The organism is Shewanella insulae (assembly GCF_009831655.1).
GTDB classification, from domain to species: domain Bacteria; phylum Pseudomonadota; class Gammaproteobacteria; order Enterobacterales; family Shewanellaceae; genus Shewanella; species Shewanella insulae.
The window spans coordinates 20,268-45,711 of the sequence record NZ_WRPA01000016.1 but is presented as its reverse complement, the minus strand read 5'-3'; the positions used below and the strand labels follow the sequence as shown (position 1 = coordinate 45,711).

Below are 25,444 nucleotides of genomic sequence, written 5' to 3'. Positions count from 1 at the left end.
CGTTATGACATTGAGCCGGGTCTTGTACCGATACAACAGCTTGGGCAGGTGCCGCCGAGACTGAGAAAATCGCAGCAATCGTCGATCTGCTTTCGCAAGAACTGATTGCCCCGTATTGTCCAGTCGGGCCACCTGTCGAAGGCGTGTATCAAGTGCCAAAATACTCGCTCGATATCGGTTTGCGCATCACCCTGATGATTGAACTGAGCCCACTCCTCAAGGGTGTCCCATAAGTAAAGCTGGATCTCATTGGAATCGAGTTGGTTATTTAAAAACGCTTTTCCATATTGAGCCAGCTGGGGCGCTTTATTATCGATGAACTCGTTTGGTGTCATCGTTCGCCTCCTTGCTACTACAGGCCTAAGTATAGCCAGTGGATTGGCCACCAGTTGTCTGAGATAAAAAATTTAATGTTCTGCTTTGTGGCACTTTAATGAAAGTGCCATTAATTTTGAATGAATGCAAAGTCTTATATTTATCTCAAGCCTGCAGCCATCGTTTACTGTCTAGGTAGCAGGGTAGCCTTCTTGAGGATGATAGGTTTCACCGGGAAGTCTGCCCAGCCCAGCTTAGTGTTGATCTGTGTCTCCACCTCGGCCATGGCTTCCAGTACTTCCATGCCCTCCATGACTTCACCGAACACGGCGTAACCCCAGCGGCGCTTGGAGGGATCCAGACGCTTGTTATCGCCCACGTTAAAGTAGAACTGGGCGGTGGCCGAGTGAGGATTGTCTTCGCGGGCCATGGCAATGGTGCCCAGGCTGTTGCTCAGGCCATTACCCGACTCATTGACTATGGGATCGCCATAGGGTTTCTCTTCCAGCTTGGGATTCAGGCCGCCGCCCTGTACCACGAAGCCAGGGATGATGCGGTGGAATAGGGTGTTGTCATAGTGTCCCTTGACCACATAGGTGAGAAAGTTATCTACCGTGATGGGGGCGCGTTTACGATCCAGCTCGACCACTATATCACCCATGGTGGTTTCTAATTTGACCTTGGGATAGATGGTGTCGCTCTGAATGTCCAATGCCTGCGCCAGGCCGGAAAAAGCGAGTAATAGTAGGGCGCCAAGCCAGATTCTCATATGAACTTCCTTATCTTAGTTATTGTTGGATGAACTGGTTGAGTTCGGGGTCGTTGATGATCTTCGCCGTCAGATCGCCGAGCAGATCGTTGACCGACAGCTCAAGCGTCGCAAAGTCGGCGCTAAAGGGGCCCGACACCAGGTTTCGGGCCGTGTAGCGTTTGGTAAAGGTCTTGCTTTCGTTACTGGCGATGACATTGATGATGATGTCGTTGGTTGCCTGATAGCCAAAGGTGGTGTCGCTGACGTCGGTCAGCAGCTTTTCCAGTTGCAGCTGCATATGGTTCACCGAGCTTGGGTCGATGCGATATCCCGCCTTGGTAAAGCCGTCACGAAACACCTGTTCCAGCTGGCGGCGGGGCGACTCAGATGGGCTCACCAGCCTGGCGGCATCCCCTTCATTATTAAAGCGGGCAATAAAGTTGGCCGAGCGGGTATCTATCATCTCGATGGCGATGGCTTTGGCCGGGATCCCTTGAGATTCAATTGCAGGCAGCTGCGGATTGAGCGCCATATGGGTCGGGGTATGAGAGGCGCAGCCAAACAGCAGGCCAGCACAGGCGATGATGGGAATAATTCGTTTCATAGCGGAAAATCATGCTGTAAAAAGGTGGCATCAGCATACCAGAATCTTCATGGGATGCCAGCGGGGCCCCAGTTTGTTAAGGCTTTGTTGCTTGCCGGGGTTTTAACTTAAACCAGAAAGCGTTAGAGTAAAAATTCCACTAAAAAGGCGCGGCCAACAGGCTGTCAGCCCGATAAGAAAGATAACTAAGATAAGAAAGATAACTAAGAGAAGAAAGATAACAAGCAATGAAGATGGATATTCAACCCGGCGCGGTGCAGACCCTGGGGGCGCCGGATAGCCTGATTTCAAGCTCGGGTCAGGTGCAATATGGTCATTTCGATGGTCCGGTCAAATCCTTTGGCCTGGAGCACTTTCGCTATACCAATGTGATGGACAAGCCTGCCAGTCATCTCGCCCGGCATTTCCATTTTAAGCAGTTCCAGTTTGTCTCTGTGGTGACGCCAAGGTACGTGATTGGGGTCGCCATCGCCGATATCCGCTATGCCGGCACAGGTTTCTGTTACCTCTATGACATCAAGGCCAATCGGCTGGTAGAGACCACCTGGCTCAAGCCGCTGGCCATGGGTTGCCAGCTGGCAGACTCGCCCTGGGCTGGGCGGGCGCAGCTTAGAAGCGGTAAGGGCAGGGTGACCATAGAGATCGTCGAGGGGATATGGCAGCTCAATATCGACACGGCGCAGATCAAGGCCGAGCTGCTGCTCACACCTATGCCTTTGAGCCTGCCTATGGCCATGTGTAATCCGACAGGTTATAGCGGCTGGACCTATACGCAAAAGCACAATGGCCTCAAGGTGGGCGGTAGCCTGACTATTCATCACGAGCCACAGCCTCTCAATCGCGCACTGGCGGGTTATGATTTTTCCGCCGGTTATATGCGCCGAGAGACCAGCTGGCGCTGGGCCAGTATTAACGGCTATCGGGGGGACGATTTGCTCGGCCTCAATCTGGCAGCCGGGGTAAATGAGACCGGTTGCAACGAGAACGTGTTTTGGATCAACGGTGAACGTCATCTGCTCGGGCCTGTGCATTTTGCCTTTAGCCGTGCGCCCGCGTCTCAGGATGATGCCAGCTGGCAGATAAGCTCCCAGGACGGCCGGGTGGCGCTTAACTTTCGCCCACTGAATCGCCGCCAAGAGAGGCTCAATCTCTGGCTGCTGAAGAGCAACTTCAGGCAGTATCTGGGTTATTTTGATGGCGAGATCCGCGACGGTCTGGGGCGAACTCATCGTATCGATAATCTGCTTGGTTTAACCGAAGATCACTTTGCGCGCTGGTAGGGCATGTTTAGGGAATAATTTAGCGAATATAAAGGAATAACTAGATGGATTTTAATTCACTCATCGCGCACCCGGAGGTGCTCTTGCTGGTGCTGGCGCCGCTGTTTTTTGTCTGTATCCTGGCCGAGTGGTACCTGGGGGACCGCCGTGGTCGCTTGCCAGGTAATGCCCGTTATCATCTGCCCGAGGTGCTGTGTAACTTCACCCTGGCGGGCCTGCATCAGGGGGCGGATATTCTCACCGGGCTATTGATCGCCAAGCTTTATCTCTGGGCGTTTGACTGGCGCCTCTTCGATATTCAGATGGGGCTGGGCAGCTTTATCGCACTGATTATTGCCCAGGACTTCTGCTACTACTGGTTCCACCGCGCCAGCCACAGGGTGCGCTGGATGTGGGCGGCCCATGTGGCCCACCACAGTTCGGAGCGCATGAACTTCAGCACCGCCTTCAGGCAGAGCCTGATGTACCCCTTTGCCGGCATGTGGCTCTTCTGGCTGCCGCTGGTGGTGGTCGGCTTCGATCCTAACTGGGTGGTGTTTGCCGTGCTGCTTAACTTGGGGCTGCAGTTCTTTGTCCATACCCAGGCGATCAAGACTCTTGGGCCGCTGGAGTGGGTGTTTAACACCCCTTCCCACCACAGGGTGCATCATGGACGCAATCCCCAATATATAGATAAGAACTACGCCGGCGTGTTGATCATCTGGGATCGCCTGTTTGGCACCTATGTGAAGGAAGAGGAGACGGTGGAGTATGGCATCACCAAGCCGGTGAACAGCTTTAATCCGCTGGTGGTGACCTTTAGTGAGTGGCGCGACATGTTTCGTGAGGCCTTAGCACCTGAGCTAAGTCTTAAGCAGCGCCTTGCCTTGATGCTTGCGCCGCCTGCGGCGCCCGAACAGCAAGATGAGGTTAACGATGCCGAGCCCGAGCGCAAGCTTGCCTCATAAAGGAAGGTTAATAAAGGAATCGCTTGGTCATCGAGGGGAAAAGAACTCCTCTGACTAACCGCTAAGCTCAACTCGTCAAACAAAAAACAGGGCCTAGGCCCTGTTTTTTATGTCTGCATTTCAAACGCACTATTCGAGTGAATCGACTCCGTTAACTAGGCTATTGGGTTGAGTCGCCCGGCTTGACCACAGCTTGAGGCGACTTCATTGGGCCTTTAGGTGACTTGATGGCCCTTAATATCACAAACTTGCCGTTAGAGGCGGCCGTTTCGCAGTTCTTAAAGATCCGCTTGAGCTTGATGTGGTAACCCAGATGGCGATTGCCTACCACCTGTAACATACCGCCGGGTCTGAGTTTATGAAAGGCGTCTAGAAACATCTGCCAGGCGATATGATCTGTGATCGCCTCACCCTGATGAAAGGGCGGATTACAGAGCACCAAGTCCGGTTTTATCTCATCGCCCAGATGGGTCAGGCAGTCGTCCCAGTGAAAGTGGCCCTGAGGCATTGCTTGCTCTGGATTGTCGAGTTTATTTGCCAACCAGTTTTGCCTGGCCGAGGTGATGGCCATCTCTGATTCATCCACGAAATGCACCTCTGCGCCCGGATAACACTGCTTGGCCCTCAGCCCCAGGATGCCGTTGCCGCAGCCGAGATCTACTATGGTATCGAACTGGCCTGCAGGCAGATTGTCCAGCATGATGCGGGCGCCGATATCCAGCTTGTTGGCGGCGAAGACATTGCTGAGGTTGCTGATGGTGAGGTTAAACTCCTTCACCGGCCAACTCACCTCGCTCGGCTGGGCTCTTGGTTTGCCATCGGCGATGCAGGTGATCACCCGGGTCTTCTTCCAGGCCAGGCTGGCGCTGGCGGGTCCCAGATGTTTGGCGATAGTTTCCAGCAATGCCTTGTTGATCGCTTTTGCCTTGGCGCCGATATACACAGGGGTGTTGGGCGCCAGTGACTGAGACAGGCGCTGTAGCTGGTGGATAAAGTAGTTGAGATTCTTCGGTAGCTTCATCAGCACCAGATTTATGCCTTGGGGTGGCAGCTCACGGCTGTTGAGCCAGGTGAGGTTATCATGGCTCAACTGATTGGCTTCGAAGTTTAGCAGCGTGCCTAGCTGACTCGTCTTGGCATCCGTCTCGACCCAGATGGGCCAGTCGGTAGCCTGCGCCGTGAGGGCGGCGCACAGGGCGCCGAAGCTGTCATTGATGACTGCTGTGTTATCTACCTTCTGCTCAATTTCTTTTAGATGTTTTATCAGGTGCTCGTCCGCCGCGTCCCACGCCTGCAGGTTAGAGACCTGATTGGCAGGATAACGGGAGAGACTCAGCTCGATATCGGCAACGGAGAATTGAGTTGTCATGGCTAGGCTGCTACTTTGAAAATTGGGGCGGCGATTATCGCAGATTTGCCCCGTGAGGTATATGCCTGGCGGTGTGTGAGTTAGGCGACGAGGCGAGTAGGAAGAGACAGATGCAACAGCAAACGCTTGGGTTCGATGAGATCGGTGACGAATCCGAAGCAGCCAAAGAAACCGGAGCAATCACAGACGAAGCGGGTAAGCAGGCTCAGACCGTAAGGCCGCCTATTACCCTGATCCCGGGTTATCTCAATCAGGCCCAGCAAAGTGCCCTTATCGATGAGGCCGAGCACTATCCCTTCAGTCGGCCGGAGATCACACTCTTTGGCCGCAGCCATGCCATTCCCAGGCGTCAGGTGTGGTTTGGCGACGATGGCTGCGACTATCTCTATTCAGGGCTGTTCATTCGCGCCGAGCCCTGGCCCAAGTATGCCCTGCGCCTGCGGGAGAAACTTCAGCGAGATTTTGGCTTGATCAGCAACGGCGTGCTGGTTAATCACTATCGCGACGGCAGCGATACCATGGGCTGGCATAGTGATGACGAGGCGGAGATAGTCCCGGGCTCGGATATCGCCTCCGTGACACTTGGAGCGAGTCGTCCCTTCTTTCTGCGTCATAATCGGAGCAAGACCAAAGTAGAGCTGATGCTCAATAGCGGTGACCTGCTGATCATGCACTGGCCCATGCAGGCGAGCTGGCAACATGCACTGCCGAAACGGGCCAAGGTGATCCAGCCTAGGCTAAACTTGACCTATCGGCATTTAACTCCACACTTTCATCAGGGCTAATGTGAATAACGTCGAGGTGGGAAGTGTAACCTAGCTCTCACCTTTGCAGGGATGAAAGTTTTATTCTCATCGTGAGCAGGTGTGTTGCACAATGTCTGTGTGACGCGATAACCACCAGAAGGAGTTGCTTATGAATAAGATGTTCGTGACCACGGTAACGGGTGTCGTTACCCCTGGGGTTGTTAAGGCAATGGCCAATCTAACCCGAGAGGCCGGGGGCGAGTGGTTGAGCAGCAAGGTGATCAAGATGGATGCCTGGTTTGCCGCCATGATGAAGGTGGCGATCGCCGAGGACAAGGTCGCCGACCTGCAGGCCGATTTTGTGCAGCAGTTTCCCGAGCTCACCTTTAGCTTCAGCGACATGGCCGAGGTATTGAGCGAACACACCCGCAGCCTGAGATTTAATGTGGACTGCTCGGACAGGCCGGGGCTGACGCGGGAGATAGTCGATATCCTGTCTAACCTGGATCTCGAGGTGGAACAGATGGAGTGTAATCGGGTCCATGTTTCTACCCTGGGGCAGACGGTATTCTCTGCCAAGTTGGCCGTGTCTGTGCCTGATGAGATCAGTGGTGACAGCATTATCGAGCTGTTGGAAAATGTCTCACAAGACGCCAGAGTCAGCCTGACCTGAGGCAATAGGTCGCATTTGGGCTTAAGTGATCGCCGACTGAGTGTGGCGATAGAGAGTTGATCTTTGCGGCCACTCAAAGTACTCTGCGGCCACTTAAGTTTTCTACTCGATAGAGACGATAGCCATGTCAGTGAAACAGCAGATAATCGATACGCTCACCCAAGTCTTAGTCCCTGTGCATCTTGAGGTGATCAACGAGAGCGACAACCACCATGTGCCGCCTAATTCCGAGACCCATTTCAAGGTGATCGTCGCCAGCGCCGCGTTCGAAGGTCAGCGACTCATCGGCCGTCACAGAGCGGTTAACGAGGCACTGAAGGCGCAGTTTGACGCCGGGCTGCACGCCTTGTCGATGCATACCTTTACCCCCGAAGAGTGGGACCAAGAGGTGCAGGTGCCTAACTCACCTAAATGCAAAGGCTAATCCCTAAATCTGGGCGATAATTGAAGACCACAAGGGCTAGCACTCTTGTGGTTTTTGTCTTTATGGCGTTGAGCTAAGTTCACTTTACTTTCCCTGGTACCTACCGCATATTGTGTAGGTCTATCGTGGCGCATGGAAACATCCTGTCGCCGCACGCCATACTGGTGCTCGGCATGTCGGCAAATAGATGGTTTGAGCATCACTATTTTGGGAGAATAATAATGCCGTTACTCGACAGCTTCACCGTAGATCATACCCGCATGAACGCACCTGCCGTTCGCGTTGCCAAGACGATGACCACCCCTAAGGGCGATACCATTACCGTCTTCGATCTGCGTTTCTGTGTACCCAATAAAGAGATCCTGAGCGAGCGCGGCATTCATACTCTGGAGCATCTCTTTGCCGGTTTTATGCGTGACCATCTCAACAGCGATCGCGTCGAGATCATCGATATCTCACCCATGGGCTGCCGCACAGGTTTCTACATGAGCCTCATAGGTACGCCAAAAGAGGCCGAGGTGGCCGAATGCTGGCTGGCGGCCATGGAAGATGTGCTCAAGGTGAAACAGCAGTCGGAGATCCCTGAGTTGAACGAATACCAGTGTGGTACTTACGAGATGCACTCGCTGGAGCAGGCCAAGGAGATCGCCAAGAACATCATCGCCGCCGGGGTAAATGTGAATCGCAACGATGACCTCAAGCTCAGCGATGAGATCCTTAAAGGCTTGTAATTCCATTTCGGTCATTGACTTCATTTGGAAGGCTAAACGTCATAAAAAGCAGCTTAGGCTGCTTTTTATCTCTTAGTATCTTCTTTTAGGCGGTTAGGGGTCGCTGCGCCAAGCGGCGTTATTGCTCAAGTTAACGCCGACTTCCGGATGAATTTGGCTTATTGTGTGGTTAAACTTTAGTCGAACAGTCCGGTTTTTTGGCTGTTTTTTATGCGGTGAAAGTGGGCAAAAAAAGATGCCCTGGGCGAAGCCATTTTACTTCGTAATTCCATATAACCCTGCTAGGACAGGGGGCTAAATTAATTTCCGTTTACCTAAATCATAAAAATCTCTCTAACTGTGATCTATTCCTCACTGTAAAAATCCCCGCATCCCTTTTAAAACACCCGTATTTTTCATGGCGATAAGCATTTATTTACGGTAAAATGCGCCCGACCAGCGTGATTGCGATCGCATTTCTGTAATAAATCTGCGCTAGCTCAATGCGATAGCTGATGTTTGAAATCTATCTCATTTAGCAGGAACGCGACGCATTATCTTTCCTTCATAAACGTAGTGCTTGTGGATATGATTACAATAAAGAAAGGATTGGACCTGCCTATAACAGGTGGACCAGAGCAAGTTATCCATAATGGCCCAGCCATTAAACACGTAGCTACTTTGGGTGAAGAGTATATTGGCCTGCGCCCCACGATGAAGATCAAAGTGGGTGATAAAGTGCAGAAGGGTCAGGTGATTTTTGAAGACAAAAAGAATCCTGGCGTTAAATATACTGCTTTAGCCAGTGGCACCATCTCAGAAATTAACCGGGGCGCCCAGCGTGTTCTTCAGTCTGTCGTCATCGACGTAGAGGGAGACGACAGCGTTTCTTTCGCTAAGTACGATGCCGCAGCGTTAGACACCTTAGAGCCGCAACTTGTACGCGACAACCTGATCGAGTCAGGTATGTGGCCTGCATTGCGTACGCGTCCTTTCAGCAAAGCACCAGCAGTTGATTCAACGCCTGCCGGTATTTTTGTGACCGCTATCGACACCCAACCGCTCGCTGCCGATCCTGCCGTTATCATTAACGAGCACAAGGAAGACTTTGCCAATGGCTTAAGAGTCCTTGCACGATTGACAGAAGGTAAGGTGTACCTGTGTAAGGCGCCAGGAGCCGATATTCCTGCGGCCAACGCACAAGTCGAAGAGTTTGCCGGTCCGCATCCTGCGGGTCTTGCCGGTACTCATATCCATTTTGTTCTGCCGGCATCGGCGAAGCGCACCGTTTGGCATGTTGGCTACCAAGATGTGATCGCAATCGGTCAACTATTTACAACTGGTGAGTTAAACACGCAGCGCGTGGTAGCGATTGCGGGTCCTAAGGCGCTTAAGCCTAGACTCGTTCGTACTCACAGTGGCGCCTCTATTGCCGAGCTTACTGCCGGTGAAGCCGCCGATGGCGATGTACGCGTTATCGCAGGTTCTGTGCTTGCTGGTAAGACAGCAACTGGCCCACACGCCTACTTAGGACGTTTCTTTAATCAGGTTTCTCTGCTTGAAGAAGGTCGCGAGCAAGAGTTTATCGGCTGGGCTATGCCTGGAGCGAACAAGTTCTCTATCACGCGTGCTTTCTTGGGTCACCTGTCACCGTCTCGTCTGTTTAATATGACGACCAGCACAGGGGGCTCAGATCGTGCCATGGTGCCTATCGGCAACTATGAGCGTGTTATGCCTCTCGACATTCTTCCTACCATGCTATTGCGTGACCTGGTATCAGGCGATACCGACGGCGCAGCTGCCTTAGGCGCGTTAGAGTTAGACGAAGAAGATTTGGCACTATGTACTTTCGTATGTCCTGGTAAGTATGACTACGCGTCGTACCTACGCGACTGCCTAGATACGATTGTGAGGGAAGGCTAATGGGCTTGAAACAGTTTTTCAAAAGTATTGAACCCCAGTTTGAGAAGGGCGGGAAATACGAGAAATGGTATGCGCTGTTCGAAGCGGCATACACGGTATTTTATACCCCAGGTCACGTAAACAAGGGTCGTACCCATGTGCGTGATAACTTAGACCTGAAGCGTATGATGATTACGGTTTGGGCCTGTGCATTCCCTGCGATGTTCGTGGGTATGTATAACGTGGGTCTTCAGGCACAAGACGCCTTACTGGCGGGTTTTGCCACGCCAGATACCTGGCAAGTGGCTCTGTTTGGCCTGTTCGGCACCGAACTGACGGCTGACTCGGGTGTTGCAGCCCTGATGTGGTATGGCGCCTGTTGGTTCCTGCCTATCTACGCGGTGACCTTCGCCGTGGGTGGTATCTGGGAAGTCCTGTTCGCCTCGGTACGTGGCCATGAAGTTAACGAAGGCTTCTTCGTTACCTCTATCTTGTTTGCCCTGACGCTACCGGCAACCATTCCGCTATGGATGGTCGCACTAGGTATTACCTTCGGTGTGGTCGTGGCGAAAGAGATCTTCGGTGGTACCGGACGTAACTTCCTTAACCCAGCATTGGCCGGTCGTGCCTTCCTGTTCTTCGCTTACCCGCTAAACATGTCAGGCGACACCACTTGGGTGGTTGCAGACGGTTTCTCTGGTGCGACGGCGCTGAGCCAAGCGGCACAGGGCACACTGGAATATGGCTTTAACCAAGCTTGGTGGGACGCCTTCCTAGGTTTCATCCCAGGTTCTGTCGGTGAAGTTTCTACTCTGGCGATTCTGCTAGGTGGTCTGGTAATTATCTATACCCGTATCGCGTCATGGCGCATCGTTGGTGGTGTGATGGTCGGTATGATTGCTGTCTCACTGCTGCTTAACGCAATTGGTAGCGATACCAACCCTATGTTTGCGATGCCTTGGTACTGGCACATGGTACTGGGGGGCTTTGCCTTCGGTATGATGTTCATGGCGACTGACCCAGTTTCTGCGTCTTTCACCAACCAAGCGAAGTGGGCGTACGGTATTTTGATTGGTGCTATGGCCGTATTCATCCGTGTCATTAACCCTGCTTTCCCAGAAGGTATGATGTTGGCCATCCTGTTTGCCAACCTATTTGCGCCGCTATTCGACCACTTCGTGGTTCAAGCGAATATCAAGCGGAGGATTGCTCGTGGCTAGTAATAAAGATTCGTTCGGTAGAACGCTGTTTGTTGTTGTTGGATTATGTTTTATCTGTTCGGTATTCGTGTCTACTGCGGCCGTACTGCTTAAGCCAACTCAACAAGAAAACAAATTGCTTGATAAGCAAAAGTATATTCTTGAAGCCGCCGGTCTGGTAGATACCCGCGCCGGTGAAGTCAGCAAGACTCAGATTCTTGAGACTTACGACAAGTATGTTGAAGCTAAGCTGGTTGACCTTAAGTCTGGCGACTGGGCCGAAGGCAATGCCGACACATTCGATACCGAGAAAGCGGCTCGTTCTCCTGAGACCTCTTTCAAGCCTGAAAATGATATCGCTTCGGTTAAGCGTGTGGCGAATAAGGGCGTGGTTTATCTGGTACGCGATGACGCCGGTGCACTGCAGACAGTGATCATTCCGGTTAAAGGTTACGGCCTTTGGTCAACCATGTATGCCTTCCTCGCCGTTGAGTCTGACCTGAACACGGTTCGCAGCTTGGTTTACTACGACTTTACCGGTTCAGGTGAAACGCCTGGTCTGGGTGGTGAAGTACAGAATCCTAAGTGGATCGCCAAGTGGCAAGGTAAGAAGCTTTATGACGACCAAGGCAACTTGGCTATCAAGGTGACTAAGAACCCTGCCGTTGCTGAGAGCGTTCATGGTGTTGACGCACTATCGGGTGCGACACTGACCAGTAACGGTGTACAGCATTCACTGGATTTCTGGTTGGGTAAAGAAGGTTTTGCACGTTTTCTTGAAAAGGCGCGCAACGGAGGACTGAGCTAATGGCTGATGCAAAAGAACTTAAACAGGTTCTGACTGGACCTATCATTAGTAACAACCCGATTGCGTTGCAGATCCTGGGTGTATGTAGTGCCCTGGCGGTAACCAGTAAGATGGAAACCGCGCTGGTAATGACCATCGCTCTGACTGCCGTAACGGCCTTGTCTAACTTGTTCATCTCTATGATACGTAACCACATTCCTAGCAGTGTGCGTATTATCGTTCAGATGACCATTATCGCTTCACTGGTGATCGTGGTTGACCAGGTACTGCAAGCTTATGCCTATGACGTGGCTAAGCAGCTGTCGGTATTCGTGGGTCTGATCATCACCAACTGTATCGTAATGGGCCGCGCCGAAGCCTACGCCATGAAGACTCCGCCTATGATGAGTTTCATGGACGGTATCGGTAACGGTCTGGGTTATGGTGCCATCTTGTTGTCAGTTGGCTTCGTGCGTGAATTGTTTGGTAACGGTTCGCTATTTGGTGTCGAGATCCTAAGCAAGATCTCTGACGGTGGTTGGTATCAGCCAAACGGTCTGCTTCTGCTGCCACCGAGTGCGTTCTTCCTGATTGCTGCGTTAATCTGGATTATCCGTACCATCAAGCCAGAGCAAGTTGAAGCAAAAGGATAAGCGTAATGGAACATTATATTAGTCTATTAATCCGTTCTGTTTTCATTGAAAACATGGCGTTATCCTTCTTCCTTGGTATGTGTACCTTCTTGGCTGTGTCTAAGAAAGTCACCACGGCCATGGGCTTAGGTGTTGCCGTAATCGTGGTACTGGCAATTTCAGTACCTGTTAACCAAATCATCTATCAGGGTATTTTGGCTCCGGGCGCCTTGGCTTGGGCTGGTGTTCCTGATGCGGACCTGAGCTTCCTTAAGTTCATCACCTTCATCGGTGTGATCGCGGCGCTGGTTCAAATCCTTGAGATGACATTAGATAAGTATTTCCCACCGCTATATAACGCGCTGGGGATCTTCCTACCGCTGATCACGGTAAACTGCGCGATTTTTGGTGCGGTATCTTTCATGGTTGAGCGTGACTACAACCTGAGTGAAAGTTTGGTGTTCGGCATAGGTTCTGGTATCGGTTGGGCGCTTGCAATTGTGCTGCTGGCCGGTATCCGTGAGAAGTTAAAATATGCTGATGTTCCTAATGGTCTGCGTGGTCTGGGTATTACCTTTGTGACTGCTGGTTTGATGGCTCTAGGTTTCATGTCGTTCTCTGGTGTGTCTCTCTAAAGAGACACCCTAACGACTTCTGATTTTGAACCTTAAAGGATAAGTTAATGGGTATTATTGAATCTACTCCAATCGATGTATACCTCGGTGTGAGTATGTTTACAGCCATCGTACTGGTATTGGTGTTGGTGATTCTGTTCGCCAAATCAAAACTGGTTCCGAGTGGCGATATTACTATCGGCATCAACGATGATGCGGATAAAGCAATCAAAACACCTGCGGGTGGCAAACTACTGGGCGCACTGGCTGATAACGGTATCTTCGTATCGTCTGCCTGTGGTGGCGGTGGTTCTTGTGGCCAGTGTAAGGTGATCGTTAAGTCTGGCGGCGGTGACATTCTGCCAACAGAACTCGACCATATCTCTAAGGGCGATGCCCGTCACGGTTGTCGTCTCTCTTGTCAGGTCAACGTTAAGTCAGATATGGAGATCGAGCTGGAAGAAGAGATCTTCGGTATCAAGAAGTGGGAATGTACTGTTGTCTCTAACGACAACAAGGCAACCTTCATTAAAGAGCTTAAGCTGGCGATCCCTGATGGCGAGTCTGTGCCTTTCCGTGCCGGTGGTTATATTCAGATCGAGGCGCCTGCGCACCATGTTAAGTACGCCGATTTCGACGTACCGGAAGAATACCGTGGTGACTGGGAGCACTTTGGCTTCTTCAAGCTAGAGTCTAAGGTTGACGAAGAGACAATCCGTGCGTACTCAATGGCGAACTATCCTGAAGAGGAAGGTATCATCATGCTGAACGTACGTATCGCGACGCCGCCTCCACGTAACCTGTCACTGCCATGCGGTAAGATGTCATCATACATCTGGAGCCTGAAGGCGGGTGACAAGGTGACTATCTCTGGCCCATTCGGTGAATTCTTCGCGAAAGATACCGATGCCGAGATGGTATTCGTCGGCGGTGGTGCAGGTATGGCACCTATGCGTTCACACATCTTCGATCAGCTCAAGCGTCTTAAGTCTAAGCGTAAGATGAGCTTCTGGTACGGCGCACGTTCTAAGCGTGAGATGTTCTACGTTGAAGATTTCGACGGCCTGGCGGCTGAGAATGATAACTTCGAGTGGCACGTGGCCCTGTCTGATCCACAACCAGAAGACAACTGGGATGGTTACACAGGCTTCATCCACAACGTATTGTATGAAAACTACCTACGTGACCACGACGCGCCAGAAGATTGTGAGTTCTACATGTGTGGACCTCCAATGATGAACGCGGCGGTTATCGGCATGCTTAAAGATCTTGGCGTTGAAGATGAAAACATCCTGCTGGATGACTTCGGCGGCTAAGCAATCATTCTTGTGATATTATTGCCGTGATTATCGTGCTTCCTAAGGTGCCTAAAGGCCCTTAGGGAGCGTGTTACCGGGTTATCATTAAGGACAATGGTCAATATGTATAAGACCTTTATCAAAGGGTTAGTCCTGGCGGGACTAGCCTTTTTTATTTCGGCCTGTAGCCAACCAGTGAAGATGCTCTCCCTGTCTGGGCAGACCATGGGCACCACCTATCACATCAAATTTGTCGGCGGCAAACAGATGCCCGACGAGCAGCTGCTGCAGGCGGAGATCGATCTCGCGCTGGAGCAGGTAAACGATCAGATGTCTACTTACCGCAAAGACTCAGAGCTGTCTCGCTTCAATCAGATGACGCTCGAATCTAGCCTGGTAGTATCGCCGGACACGGCCAAGGTTGTTCAGACGGGTATCGATCTCTACCGTAAGACAGATGGTGCTCTGGACATCACCCTAGGCCCGCTGGTGAACCTCTGGGGCTTCGGTCCCGATAAGAGACCGACTCGCGTGCCGAGCGCCGAGCTGATCGCCGAGACCAAGGCCAAGACGGGTATCGAGTATCTCAATGTCGATGGCCTCAAGCTGAGCAAGACTAACTCGGCTCTGTATGTTGACCTTTCTTCCATCGCCAAAGGCTTTGGAGTAGATAAGGTGGCTAAGCTGCTGAGTAAGTATCAGCCCAAAGGCTACCTAGTGGAGATAGGCGGTGAGATCAGCCTATATGGCGTCAAGGCCGACGACAGCCCTTGGGTTATCGCCATAGAGCAGCCCGATGAGGATGAGCGCGTGGTGCAGCAGTTGCTGGAGCTTAGAAACATCGCCATGGCAACCTCGGGCGACTATCGCAACTACTATGAGGAAGAGGGACAACGCTTCACTCATATTATCGACCCGCGCAATGGCTACCCGATCGACCATAAGCTAGCCTCGGTTACCGTGTTGGCCAAGGAAAGCATGATCGCCGACGGTTACGCTACCGCCATGATGGTGCTGGGCACAGAGGCCTCGCTGGCGCTGGCCGAGCGTGAGCATCTGGCTATTATGTTGATCGAGAAGCAAGCGCAAGGTTTCAAGGTCTACTATAGCGATGCCTTTAAGCCCTACGTGGGTTTGTGATAGAATAGCGTCCATCGGTGCGCCGGCCCGCTTAATATAGTGGCTAGGCGCACTCTTAAATGCAGTCTTGCATGTCGGTTGAATAGCTTGCCAACGAGCTAGTCGACTAGTTAGCGAATGGTTAGACACATAAGCGAAACAGCCACTTATGTGTATCTGGAGTCAGTGATGAGCACTTTTTTAGCGGCTTTTGTGGTATTACTACTGTTTTTCGTTCTTATGTCTATCGGCTACCTGGTGAAGCAGAAGGCGGTTGCCGGCAGCTGCGGTGGTCTGGGTGCCCTGGGTATCGAGAAGGCCTGTGATTGTGACGATCCATGCGATAAGCGTAAGGCGAAGATGGCCGAAGAAGAGGCCCGTCGCGAGAAGCTGGCCAAAGATCGTATCATCTAGCCCACGCCTGTGAGGCGTCATTATTAAAGGTCCCATTCGGGGCCTTTTTTGTTACCCCTGTTTTTCATCACTATTCACCTAGACTCGCCTTCACCTAGTCTCATCTCTACCTTAGCGCATTGTGCTTATTATCGGTCTTAACACTCTGGATTTATTATCTTTAATCGCCTTGGTAATCAAAGCGCGAATGAGAACGATTTTCTTTGATAACTGATTGAAACTTAATGTTTATTTGTAATTGGGTGAAAATTGCTCTAGGCTTAAATATTGATTTAGATCAAATCTTACTAAGGAGATCAAATGAAGGGTCATCCGAACGTCATTCGTCAGTTAAACAAGATACTGACCTTCGAATTGACGGCCATCAACCAGTACTTTTTGCACGCACGCATGTACAAAAATTGGGGTCTGGAAGAGCTCAATGAGAAGTGCTACAAGAAGTCGATCAAAGATATGAAGCATGCCGACAAGCTGATCGAGCGGGTACTGTTTCTCGAAGGGCTGCCTAATCTGCAACAGCTTGAGAAGCTGCGCATAGGTGAGAACCCGGAAGAGATGTTGCAGTGCGACAAGACCATGCTCGAAGAGCAGCTGGTCGAACTGCGCAGCGTGATCGCCCTGTGTGAGACAGAGCGAGATTATGTGAGCCGCGAGATCCTCGAAGACCTGCTCGAAGATGAGGAGGAGTATCTGGACTGGATCGAGGCGCAGCAAGATCTGATTAAGATGACGGGCATTCAAAATTACCTGCAGTCGCAGATAGAATCGGAATAGGGAGAGAAGCATGAAAGGCAATCAGGAAGTGATCGACACCCTCAACAAGCTGCTTACCGGTGAGTTGTCGGCGATGGATCAATATTTCGTCCACGGCTTGATGTATGAAGATTGGGGCCTTGACGAGCTGCACGAGCGTATCTCTCATGAGTCTGACGACGAGCGCGAACACGCCAAGAAGCTGGTTCAGCGCATCTTGTTCCTCGAGGGTAAGCCGGATGTCGCCAGTCGCGAGGCGCTGAACATAGGTAAAGATCCCCAGGAGATGTTGCAGAACGACCTCAACTATGAGTATCAGGTGGCGGCTAACCTGCGTGAAGCCATCGCCCTATGCGAGGAGAAACAAGATTACGTCTCCCGTGAGCTGCTAGAGGTGTTACTGGAAGAGACCGAATCTGACCATATGTACTGGCTAGAGAAACAGCTAGGCCTCATCGACAAGATAGGTCTGCAGAACTACCTTCAGTCTAAGATGTAAGTGGCCCAAGGCGCGCCGCTTCACCTTAGTCATCAAAGATGAAATCGAGACAAAGCCACCTCAAGGTGGCTTTTTGCTGCCTGTCATTCAATGCTTTATTGCCTGCTATTCGAGCTTAGGCTATCAACCGCTCGGGAAGTGATTGAATACTGTTTAAATGTACAGTATTCTTGGCGATGGAGGTATTAAGGTGAAAAAGATTATTCATGTAGACATGGACTGCTTCTTTGCGGCGGTCGAGATGCGTGATTTTCCCGAGCTTAGGGGCAAGCCTATCGCCGTGGGTGGACGCAGCGATCGCCGCGGCGTCATCAGCACCTGTAACTATGAGGCGCGCAAGTTTGGTGTGCGCTCGGCCATGGCCTCCGCCTATGCCCTCAAGCTCTGCCCGGATCTCATTCTGGTGCCCGGGCGTATGTCAGTCTACAAGGAGGTATCGGCGCAGATCCGTGAGGTGTTTGCCCGCTATACCGAATTAATCGAGCCGTTGTCGCTGGATGAAGCCTATCTGGATGTCAGCGATTGTAGCCGGCATCAGGGTTCGGCCACATTAATTGCCGAGGCGATTCGTCGGGAGATCTTCGAGGCTACCGGACTCACCGCCTCCGCCGGTATCGCACCGGTGAAGTTTCTGGCCAAGATCGCCTCGGATCTCAACAAGCCTAATGGCCAGTATGTGATCACCCCACAGATGATCCCCGAATTTGTGAAGACCCTGCCGCTGATTAAGATACCCGGCGTCGGCAAGGTGACGGCCGCTAAGCTCGAAGCCATGGGGCTCAACACCTGCGCCGACGTGCAGGCCTGCAGCCGTCAGAGTCTGGCGGATCGCTTCGGCAAGTTTGGTGGCGTGCTTTACGACAGGGCGCAGGGGATAGACCCCCGCGGCATTTCCCCGCACAGGGAGCGCAAATCGGTTGGGGTAGAGACCACGCTCGCCAAAGATATCTATACCTATGAGCAGTGCCAGGCGGTGATGCCCCAGCTTATCCAGGAGCTGTCCGGGCGTATCAGTCGCAGCGCCAAGTCGCGCCGCATTCATAAGCAGGTGGTTAAGCTTAAGTTTGACGATTTCAAGCAGACCACCATAGAGCAGCGTAGCGACGAGGTATCGGTGAAGCTGTTTTACGACCTGCTCACTCAGGCACTGGAGCGCCGCGCCGGCAGAGGCATTCGCCTGCTCGGGGTGTCGGTTGGACTCGAGAGTGAGGCCGTGGGAGCTGGGGCCGATGGGGAAGAGCATGGGGCCCAGATGGATCTCGGGTTTTAGCGTTAACCCTATTAACCTTTTTAGCTCGTAGCTTTGACGGTTATTGCGACTGGTTAGATATTTGAAGGTTTTATCTTCATGGCAATCTAACGCCTGCCCGGCGGGGGTTGTGCAAGCACACTTTTGACTCGCGGTGAATATGTCCCTATACGCTCCACGGCGACGTCCTGTCGCCGAGGGCCAAAAGCCTGCTTACACCTGTACTTCTATCTCTTCGATTTGACCTTTTTTATTTCCAATGGATTGTTTTCGCTGCTTGTGCAATGTGAGCGGGGGGATTTCACGAAACCTGGGGTTGGGCAAACTATACTGAGGGTTATCTCTATTCTTGATTAAAAAGCGCGATCTATGAAAAGGAGCGATCTATGAAGAGGATAGCTATCATTCAAGAGGCGCCTTGTGTGCTGGACAAGCAAGGCACAATAGCCAAGGCGGTTGGCCTGGTAAATTCGGCATCCAACCAGGGCGCCGAGCTTATCGTGTTTCCCGAGGCCTTTATTCCCGGCTATCCTGCCTGGATATGGCGCTTGAGGCCCGGCGGTGACTGGGGGATCTGTGAGGAGCTGCATGCCAGGCTGCTGAGAAATAGCGTCGATCTGTCGACAGAGGATCTCAAGCCGTTGCAAGAGGCCGCCAGGCAAAACGGCGTGACTGTCGTCTGCGGCATGAATGAGAGAGACAATGCCAACAGTCAATCGACCCTCTACAATTCTGTGGTAACGATAGACACCCAAGGTCAGCTGGTTAATCATCACCGTAAACTCATGCCGACCAACCCTGAGCGCATGGTTTGGGGAATAGGCGACGGCCACGGCCTTAATGTTATCGATACCCCGGTAGGCAGGATCGGCAGCCTGGTCTGCTGGGAGAACTACATGCCCCTCGCCAGATATGCGCTCTATTCCCAGGGAGTAGAGATCTACATAGCGCCCACCTATGACAGCGGTGCGGCCTGGATAGGCAGCATGCAACACATAGCCAGAGAGGGGAAGTGCTGGGTGCTCTCCTGTGGCGTCGCGCTGGAGCGACAAGATCTGCCAGCAGACTTTCCCAATCTCGACCAACTCTATCCCGTCGATGAAACCTGGATCAATCCGGGGGATTCGGTGGTGGTGTCGCCGAGCGGCGAGATAGTCTCAGGGCCGCTGTCGAGAGAGAAGGGCATGCTCATCGCCGACATCGAGGTGGAGAAGGCGGCCACCTCGAAACGGGCGCTCGATGTCGCCGGGCACTATTCGCGCCCGGATGTGTTTGAGCTGCATGTCGATAGGACACGTCGGGCGCCGACGGTTTTTAAGGAAACGGACTAACGGTGGTTTATGTTGCGGAGCCTTTGAGTGCATAGATTTTGAGAGCATAGAGATTAGTGAGTGGGCTCGAAGACGACACTTTTTACTGTTTATCAGCGGCAGGCAATTGATGCACCGTGCGGCTTGGTATTCCATAAGCTTTCAAATACCTGAGCCCAAATAGCTGAGTCCAAACATCAGAGCCCAAATACCAGAGTCTGGTAAATATCAGATTTCAATAGAGTAGCGTCTTTCGAGTCTATTTAACGCGACTCTTAAGCAACGAGTTCCTTGGTGTATACCAATAAAAAGTGCCTGGTTGCAGGTCTTTTCCTTTTGCCTTTATCTATTTGCTTTTTTATTACCTTTGCTTGTGGCCTTTTCTTATGGCTTATTCATCAAGAAAACTCTTCTGTCTTGTCTAAAGTCTTAGTCTCTCGCCTTTGTCTTAAATGTCGAACTGGCTTTAACTCTTTGTAACAGCTCGGATGAGCACGGTATTTGGGCCAATCATGGGGCTGTTTTCCTCTCTCTTTCATTAGGTTTGTCCAGGTGTGGCAGAGTCTGATTTGCTTAAAAAACGAGCCCCTTCAAGGGATAGGGGTTTTTAGGGGAGCTATGGGTGCAGATGAATGATTCATCATCACCATTATGAATGTTGCACAATCATTATAATAAATTTAAAAATTGGTAACGCGCTCCATATACTCGATTCTAACAGTCTTTGCTTATGTTTGTGGCCTGATGTACCGCGGGGGGAATAGGTGCTGTGGCAATAAATATTGCAGTTAGTGCAGGACTCGGTAGGGAGGTGCGGCTGATTTCCACATCGCCAACATCCTAATAAATATAAAACGTAATAAAGGAAGGATAGGATGATGGAAAAGTACATTAAAACTAATCACTTATTACGCTCCCGAGCAGCAGTAAGTCGGAGCAACATGAAGCTGAGTTGTTTGGCTATGGCCGTTTTTGGGGCTATTTCAGGGCAAGTTTTTGCTGAAGAAGCGCAGGCGCCAGAAGAATCACAGGATCAGAAGGCCAGCGCGTTTGAAGTCATCGAGGTGACGGCGCAGAAACGTGTGCAACGTATGCAAGATGTCGGCATCGCGATCTCCGCGTTTAAAGCCGATGAGCTAGAAGATCTCGGTGCCTATCAGGCATCGGCCCTGGCGGAATTTATCCCCAACATGGAGGTCGCCGTCTCAGACGATAGCGGCATCCCCATCTTCGTGATCCGTGGTGTGGGTCTACAGGACTACAACACTAACAATACACCTAACACGGCAGTGGTCGTTGACGACGTCTATCAGCCCTATGGCATCTATAGCGCCTTCGCCATGTTTGATACCGATAGGGTAGAGGTGCTCAAGGGGCCTCAGGGCGGTCTGTATGGACGTAACTCTACCGGCGGCGCCATCTCTTTCTCCTCTAAGCGACCAGAGCTTGAGACCACGGAAGCCAATGTCGCGGTGGATTACGGCAACTATAACTCGCTCAACATCCGCGCCGGCGCCAGTCTGCCACTGGGGGAGATCGCCGCTGTGCGCCTCGCCGTGCAGTCTGAAACCAACGATGGCTATTACTACAACACCTATCTGAATCGCGACCAGGGTGGCAAAGATAAGCAGCAGGCCCGCGTTACATTGCATCTCGAACCCACAGACTATTTTGCGGCAGATCTCAGATATACCTATGGCCGTGACACCTCAGAGGCGTCGATCCCCGAGGTCACAGGGTTATTAGACAGCAACGCCTACTGGGAGGGACCGCTAGCGGACTTCCCTGGCCTGCCGTCGATGAATATTCCCTACAATCAGGATGGTACGCCGGCTTATTGTGACGCCGTGTTGCAAACCGGTATCCCGGATGCCAGCTGTATCAACATGAACCGCGCCAGCGCCGATGGCGACCCATACAGCGGCGCCGATGCCAGGGTGCATCCTAACGATGACACCTACCATTCGGTGTCGTTAAACATGAACTGGGATTTCTCCGATTACTCGCTGACCTCGATCACTAACTACACCCAGATGCAGTTTAAGCATCGCAATGGTGTCGGCTCTGTCGGCATGGGCCCAGGTCAGGATCAAGAGGCCTGGGAGCAAGCCAGCCGTGACTATGGCCGTCTCAATGGTGGTGACCTCAACGAGATGTATGTCACCCAGTATGACTCTGATACCAGCTCATGGAGCCAGGAGCTGCGCCTGCTGTCCAACTATGGTGGCGATTTCAACTGGATGCTGGGTCTGGTGTACGCCGAGGATAACCTGGACGACCTGAGAAACTGCTCCTTTGCCGCCAACGTCTATGCCGACTGGGTGCAATTCCCTGGGTGCGGCACCATGGCCTATACCCAGGACACTAAGGTGACCTCAGGCTATGCCCAGTTCACCTATGCCATCAGCGATACCCTGTCGACCACAGTGGATCTACGTTACACCCAGGAGAAGAAGGATTATGTCGGCGACGTGTTTGTCAACGACGGTACCTGGATCTGTACCGTAAATGGTCTGAATACCACAGACCCAGACAGCGACACCTACTGCGCCAACTTCATTGGTTGGGACCCAGTAACCGGCCGTTACGATCTGGCGCGCGCTAATAAGTCTCACTATGACGAGAGTGACCCGTCATGGAAAGTTAACCTCGACTGGAAGGTCACCCCGGATACCCTGTTGTATGCCAGTGTGGGCAGCAGCTTTAAGTCTGGCGGCTTCTTCGGTGGCTTCCTGACCAATCCAAATGCCATCCGCCCCTACAAGCCGGAGCGCAACAACGGCGTCGAATTGGGCTTCAAGTCAACGCTGGAAGACTATCGCATTCAGCTCAACGGCGCGGCCTTCTACTACGACTACCGTGACTTCCAGTCGGCTATTCAGGAGGTCGATCAATCAACCGGTGGCGTCTTTAACGGCCTGCGTAACCTGGGTGACGTTATCATGCAGGGCGCCGAACTGGATCTGCGCTGGATGGCGACCGAGGACTTAGAGATCCGCGCCGCTATCGGCCTGCTCGATACCGAGGTGGATAGGGTCAACAAGTTTGAGTCTGCGGACGTCGGCATCACCAACATCTTCGGTGAAGTGATCGACATTCAAGGCAATGAACTCAATAACGCGCCTAAGTTCAGTGGCAACCTGATCGCCCGTTATCACTTTAACCTGAATGCTAACCTGGACGGCTTCGTGCAATTGGATGCCTCCTTCAAGGATGACTACTGGCTGTCTGTGTCTAATGAGCCTATTTATCGGCAAAAAGGCAATACCTTAGTCAACGCCAGAATGGAAATATTCAGTCCCGATGATAATTGGAGTGTGGCACTGTGGGGGCGCAACCTGACCGATAAGACCTATCGTACCAGCTTCTACCTGGATGGTTTGGACAGTGGCTATAGCGAATATAACGCGCCGCGAACCTTTGGAGTAAGCCTGTCTTACAACTACTAAAGCAAAGCTTTTCCCCGGCGTCCCTGACTTAAAGACTGCACACTGTCGTCAGGGAGCCGCTTTTTATTCCTTCCCTGGCGATGTGTCTGCATCGCCAGGCCTCGAAGGCGAGGCAGAAAGGGATAACTCTGTGCTAAGGGATAACTCTGCGCTAAGGGATAACTCTGCGCTAAGGGATAACTCTGCGCTAAGGGATAACTCTGCGCTAAGGGATAGCCCTTGGGGGGAGATGGCTTAAGTTGGTGTAAGCGCAATAAGATCAATAACAGATAGGAAATGAGACATGGAACAAGTTAGGGGAAAACCACAGCGCGCCGCTTGCTGGCTGGCCGCCGGCCTGTTGACGATTTCGGCAGGCGTTACTATTACGCCAATCATAGTGCCAATCGCCGCGGCCGAGTCTGCAACAAACCAGTCTGGGCAGAGCGAACAGGCTCATAAGGAACATAAGAAGGTGTCCAGCTTTGGCCACTACAAAGGCTATTCCCAGGAGCGTTTCGACGGCTGGGTGACCAGCTCTGAGTATATCACCACACGGGACGGTACCCGGCTGGCGGCGGATATCTCGCGTCCGGCCAACCAGGGCGTGGTGACACAGGAAAAGCTGCCTGTACTCTGGACCTATTCGCGCTACCACAGGGAGTTTGAACCGGGAGTCACCAATATAGAAGACGATGCCATCTTGCAGCGTCTCGCCAGGCACGGCTATGTGATTGTGAGTGTAAATGTGCGCGGTGGCGGCGCCTCTTTCGGGCGTTATCAGGGCCTATTTAGCGCGCCTGAGACCCGCGATGCCTATGATGTCATCGACTGGTTGTCCAAGCAGGCGTTCAGCGACGGTAACATTGGCATGTATGGCCTCTCCTATATGGGAATTAGCCAGTACATGGCCGCCAGCACCAAGCATCCGGCGCTTAAGGCCATTACCCCGGAAAACGGTTATTTTAACCTCTATGACGCGGTTCGTCGTGGCGGCATATTGCGTCAGGATCTGCTAGAGAGTTGGGGCAAGGGCACCCAGTACCTGGATAAGGAGCGTAAGCCCACGCCGGTGGATGCCGACACAGATGGTACTTTGGCGGCGGCTGCCGTGAAGGATCATGCCACCAACTTCGACCCTATAACGCCACTTGGTGCGGCGAAGCTGCGCGACGCTACCGCGCCCGAGTTCGATTGGTATAAGGATATGCCCTCTGCGATAAACGTGGCCCTCAACGAGTCTGGCGTGGCCATCTACCATTTCGGTTCCTGGCATGATCCCTACACCACTGACACATTAGTGCATTTCGAAAACTATCACGGCCCGCAGAAGATGGCCTTTGGTCCCTGGTCTCACATCACCAATAACCAGGCCGAAAAGCTGGAGCGTGATAGGGTATATGGCGCCGAGTTTCAGCGCTGGTTCGATTACTGGTTGAAGGGGATCAAAAACGGCGTGATGGATGAGCCGCAAATTCATGTGGCCGAGGTGGATACCATGCGCGAGCAGTGGCAGTGGATCTCCCTGTCCCAGTTCCCTCTCAACAAGCCGCGCACCAGCTTCTATTTTGGCGAATCCAGCGCCAAGAGCGGTTTGGTGACAGATCACCTGCTTTCTACTCAGGTGCCGGTTCTGTCGACTCAGCAGCCTGATGCCAGCGCGTTACTGGCCTATCAGGTCAATAATCTGACCACCACAGGAACGGCAACTCGCTGGGATTCCAACTTTGGCACTCAGGTGAACTATCCGGATATGGCGGCCAATGATGGCCATTCGCTGACCTTTACGACGCTGCCCCTTGAGAAGGATATGGTGATCGCCGGCATTCCGCTGGTCAAACTCTTCGTCTCGGCCAGCACGCCGGATGCCGATGTCTATGCCCTGCTGGAAGAGGTGGACGTCGATGGTCGCTCCAACTACATCACAGAAGGCAATCTGAGGCTTTCTCTGCGCAAGGAGCATAAGGCGCCCTGGAATAACCTGGATATCCCTTGGCATCGCGCCTTAAAAGCAGATGAGCAACTGCTGACGCCGGGGGAGGTGGTCGAAGCCAACTTCGACATCATGCCCGTGGTGCATCGCATCAATAAAGGCAATCGTCTGCGGGTCGCCATCATGGGCGCTGACAAAGACAATATGGAGGCGCCGCCTTATCCCGAGGCGCAGCTCTCCTTAAGCGTCGGTGGTGCCAAGGCATCGCAAATCGCCTTGCCACTGATGTAGCGTGCTAATCCTAATGGATGATGACACGACGGAGATAATGCCGCCGTTTCATCACAGATTTTACTGAGTATATCGGGTATCGGCACAGGCCAGGATACCCAGGTTATACCGGCCGGGCAGCGCTTGCCTTCGCGCCACAGCGCCCTCACTCGTGAGGGCTTTGTGCCAGAGTGCGGTTCACAAGGCCAACTTTCGCA

At 52.4% G+C, this 25,444-nt stretch carries 24 protein-coding genes; 20 read left to right on the top strand and 4 right to left on the bottom strand.

The annotated features are described in order from the left end of the window. Positions 1 to 2: 2 nt before the first annotated feature. The 3 genes from GNT65_RS16000 to GNT65_RS15990 form a co-directional block, all read right to left on the bottom strand. The gene (locus GNT65_RS16000) at positions 3 to 335 is read right to left on the bottom strand and encodes a hypothetical protein (protein ID WP_160798028.1); all 333 of its coding nucleotides are present in this window, start codon (positions 333 to 335) and stop codon (positions 3 to 5) included. A 164-nt stretch (positions 336 to 499) separates the two neighbouring features. Beyond that, entirely contained in the window at positions 500 to 1,084 is a 585-nt protein-coding gene (locus tag GNT65_RS15995; protein ID WP_160798026.1) for a peptidylprolyl isomerase, read from the bottom strand. A gap of 19 nt (positions 1,085 to 1,103) precedes the next feature. Then, on the bottom strand, positions 1,104 to 1,670 hold the full coding sequence (locus tag GNT65_RS15990; RefSeq protein ID WP_160798024.1) for a YajG family lipoprotein: 567 nt from the start codon (positions 1,668 to 1,670) through the stop codon (positions 1,104 to 1,106). Between the two features lie 227 nt (positions 1,671 to 1,897). Here GNT65_RS15990 and GNT65_RS15985 point away from each other — a divergent pair, with 227 nt between their 5' ends. Beyond that, positions 1,898 to 2,950, top strand: a complete 1,053-nt coding sequence (locus tag GNT65_RS15985; RefSeq protein WP_160798022.1) for a DUF2804 domain-containing protein — start codon at positions 1,898 to 1,900, stop codon at positions 2,948 to 2,950. Positions 2,951 to 2,994: 44 nt separating this feature from the next. After that, positions 2,995 to 3,897 (top strand): sterol desaturase family protein, encoded by a 903-nt coding sequence (locus GNT65_RS15980; protein WP_160798020.1) that lies wholly within the window; start codon positions 2,995 to 2,997, stop codon positions 3,895 to 3,897. Between the two features lie 160 nt (positions 3,898 to 4,057). On the opposite strand, the gene GNT65_RS15975 is transcribed toward GNT65_RS15980, so the two are convergent. Further along, the gene (locus GNT65_RS15975; RefSeq protein WP_160798018.1) at positions 4,058 to 5,266 is read right to left on the bottom strand and encodes a methyltransferase; all 1,209 of its coding nucleotides are present in this window, start codon (positions 5,264 to 5,266) and stop codon (positions 4,058 to 4,060) included. A gap of 110 nt (positions 5,267 to 5,376) precedes the next feature. On the opposite strand from GNT65_RS15975, the gene GNT65_RS15970 reads away from it, so the two are divergent. The 18 genes from GNT65_RS15970 (at position 5,377) to GNT65_RS15885 (ending at position 25,247) form a co-directional block, all read left to right on the top strand. After that, the gene (locus GNT65_RS15970) at positions 5,377 to 6,051 is read left to right on the top strand and encodes an alpha-ketoglutarate-dependent dioxygenase AlkB family protein (RefSeq protein ID WP_160798016.1); all 675 of its coding nucleotides are present in this window, start codon (positions 5,377 to 5,379) and stop codon (positions 6,049 to 6,051) included. A gap of 130 nt (positions 6,052 to 6,181) precedes the next feature. Then, positions 6,182 to 6,685, top strand: coding sequence for an ACT domain-containing protein (locus tag GNT65_RS15965; protein ID WP_160798014.1), 504 nt, complete (start codon positions 6,182 to 6,184; stop codon positions 6,683 to 6,685). Positions 6,686 to 6,809: 124 nt separating this feature from the next. Then, positions 6,810 to 7,109, top strand: a complete 300-nt coding sequence (locus GNT65_RS15960) for a BolA family protein (protein WP_160798012.1) — start codon at positions 6,810 to 6,812, stop codon at positions 7,107 to 7,109. Between the two features lie 221 nt (positions 7,110 to 7,330). Continuing rightward, positions 7,331 to 7,840, top strand: a complete 510-nt coding sequence (luxS, locus tag GNT65_RS15955) for an S-ribosylhomocysteine lyase (protein ID WP_011866679.1) — start codon at positions 7,331 to 7,333, stop codon at positions 7,838 to 7,840. A 567-nt stretch (positions 7,841 to 8,407) separates the two neighbouring features. Continuing rightward, on the top strand, positions 8,408 to 9,742 hold the full coding sequence (locus GNT65_RS15950) for a Na(+)-translocating NADH-quinone reductase subunit A (protein WP_160798135.1): 1,335 nt from the start codon (positions 8,408 to 8,410) through the stop codon (positions 9,740 to 9,742). Beyond that, a complete protein-coding gene (locus GNT65_RS15945) occupies positions 9,742 to 10,941 on the top strand; it encodes an NADH:ubiquinone reductase (Na(+)-transporting) subunit B (protein ID WP_160798010.1) in 1,200 nt (399 codons plus the stop codon). Before GNT65_RS15950 ends, GNT65_RS15945 begins: the two co-directional genes overlap by 1 nt. Then, positions 10,934 to 11,728, top strand: coding sequence for a Na(+)-translocating NADH-quinone reductase subunit C (locus GNT65_RS15940; protein ID WP_160798008.1), 795 nt, complete (start codon positions 10,934 to 10,936; stop codon positions 11,726 to 11,728). The genes GNT65_RS15945 and GNT65_RS15940 overlap by 8 nt, the downstream gene beginning before the upstream one ends. Continuing rightward, entirely contained in the window at positions 11,728 to 12,360 is a 633-nt protein-coding gene (locus tag GNT65_RS15935; protein WP_160798006.1) for an NADH:ubiquinone reductase (Na(+)-transporting) subunit D, read from the top strand. Before GNT65_RS15940 ends, GNT65_RS15935 begins: the two co-directional genes overlap by 1 nt. Before the next feature lie 5 nt (positions 12,361 to 12,365). Further along, entirely contained in the window at positions 12,366 to 12,974 is a 609-nt protein-coding gene (gene nqrE, locus GNT65_RS15930) for an NADH:ubiquinone reductase (Na(+)-transporting) subunit E (protein WP_160798004.1), read from the top strand. Between the two features lie 47 nt (positions 12,975 to 13,021). Beyond that, the gene (gene nqrF / locus GNT65_RS15925) at positions 13,022 to 14,269 is read left to right on the top strand and encodes an NADH:ubiquinone reductase (Na(+)-transporting) subunit F (protein WP_160798002.1); all 1,248 of its coding nucleotides are present in this window, start codon (positions 13,022 to 13,024) and stop codon (positions 14,267 to 14,269) included. Between the two features lie 105 nt (positions 14,270 to 14,374). Continuing rightward, positions 14,375 to 15,391, top strand: coding sequence for an FAD:protein FMN transferase (locus GNT65_RS15920; protein ID WP_160798000.1), 1,017 nt, complete (start codon positions 14,375 to 14,377; stop codon positions 15,389 to 15,391). A gap of 168 nt (positions 15,392 to 15,559) precedes the next feature. Continuing rightward, on the top strand, positions 15,560 to 15,784 hold the full coding sequence (nqrM, locus tag GNT65_RS15915; protein ID WP_011866671.1) for a (Na+)-NQR maturation NqrM: 225 nt from the start codon (positions 15,560 to 15,562) through the stop codon (positions 15,782 to 15,784). 300 nt (positions 15,785 to 16,084) lie between these two features. Beyond that, entirely contained in the window at positions 16,085 to 16,558 is a 474-nt protein-coding gene (gene bfr / locus GNT65_RS15910) for a bacterioferritin (RefSeq protein WP_160797998.1), read from the top strand. 10 nt (positions 16,559 to 16,568) lie between these two features. Next, positions 16,569 to 17,036, top strand: coding sequence for a bacterioferritin (gene bfr / locus GNT65_RS15905; RefSeq protein ID WP_041509078.1), 468 nt, complete (start codon positions 16,569 to 16,571; stop codon positions 17,034 to 17,036). A 190-nt stretch (positions 17,037 to 17,226) separates the two neighbouring features. Continuing rightward, a complete protein-coding gene (dinB, locus tag GNT65_RS15900) occupies positions 17,227 to 18,306 on the top strand; it encodes a DNA polymerase IV (RefSeq protein WP_160797996.1) in 1,080 nt (359 codons plus the stop codon). A gap of 365 nt (positions 18,307 to 18,671) precedes the next feature. Further along, on the top strand, positions 18,672 to 19,616 hold the full coding sequence (locus GNT65_RS15895) for a carbon-nitrogen hydrolase family protein (RefSeq protein WP_160797985.1): 945 nt from the start codon (positions 18,672 to 18,674) through the stop codon (positions 19,614 to 19,616). 920 nt (positions 19,617 to 20,536) lie between these two features. Next, positions 20,537 to 23,044: a TonB-dependent receptor gene (locus tag GNT65_RS15890; protein WP_160797983.1), complete on the top strand. Its 2,508-nt coding sequence runs from the start codon at positions 20,537 to 20,539 to the stop codon at positions 23,042 to 23,044. A 283-nt stretch (positions 23,045 to 23,327) separates the two neighbouring features. Then, a complete protein-coding gene (locus GNT65_RS15885; protein WP_160797981.1) occupies positions 23,328 to 25,247 on the top strand; it encodes a CocE/NonD family hydrolase in 1,920 nt (639 codons plus the stop codon). The last annotated feature ends 197 nt before the right edge of the window (positions 25,248 to 25,444 follow it).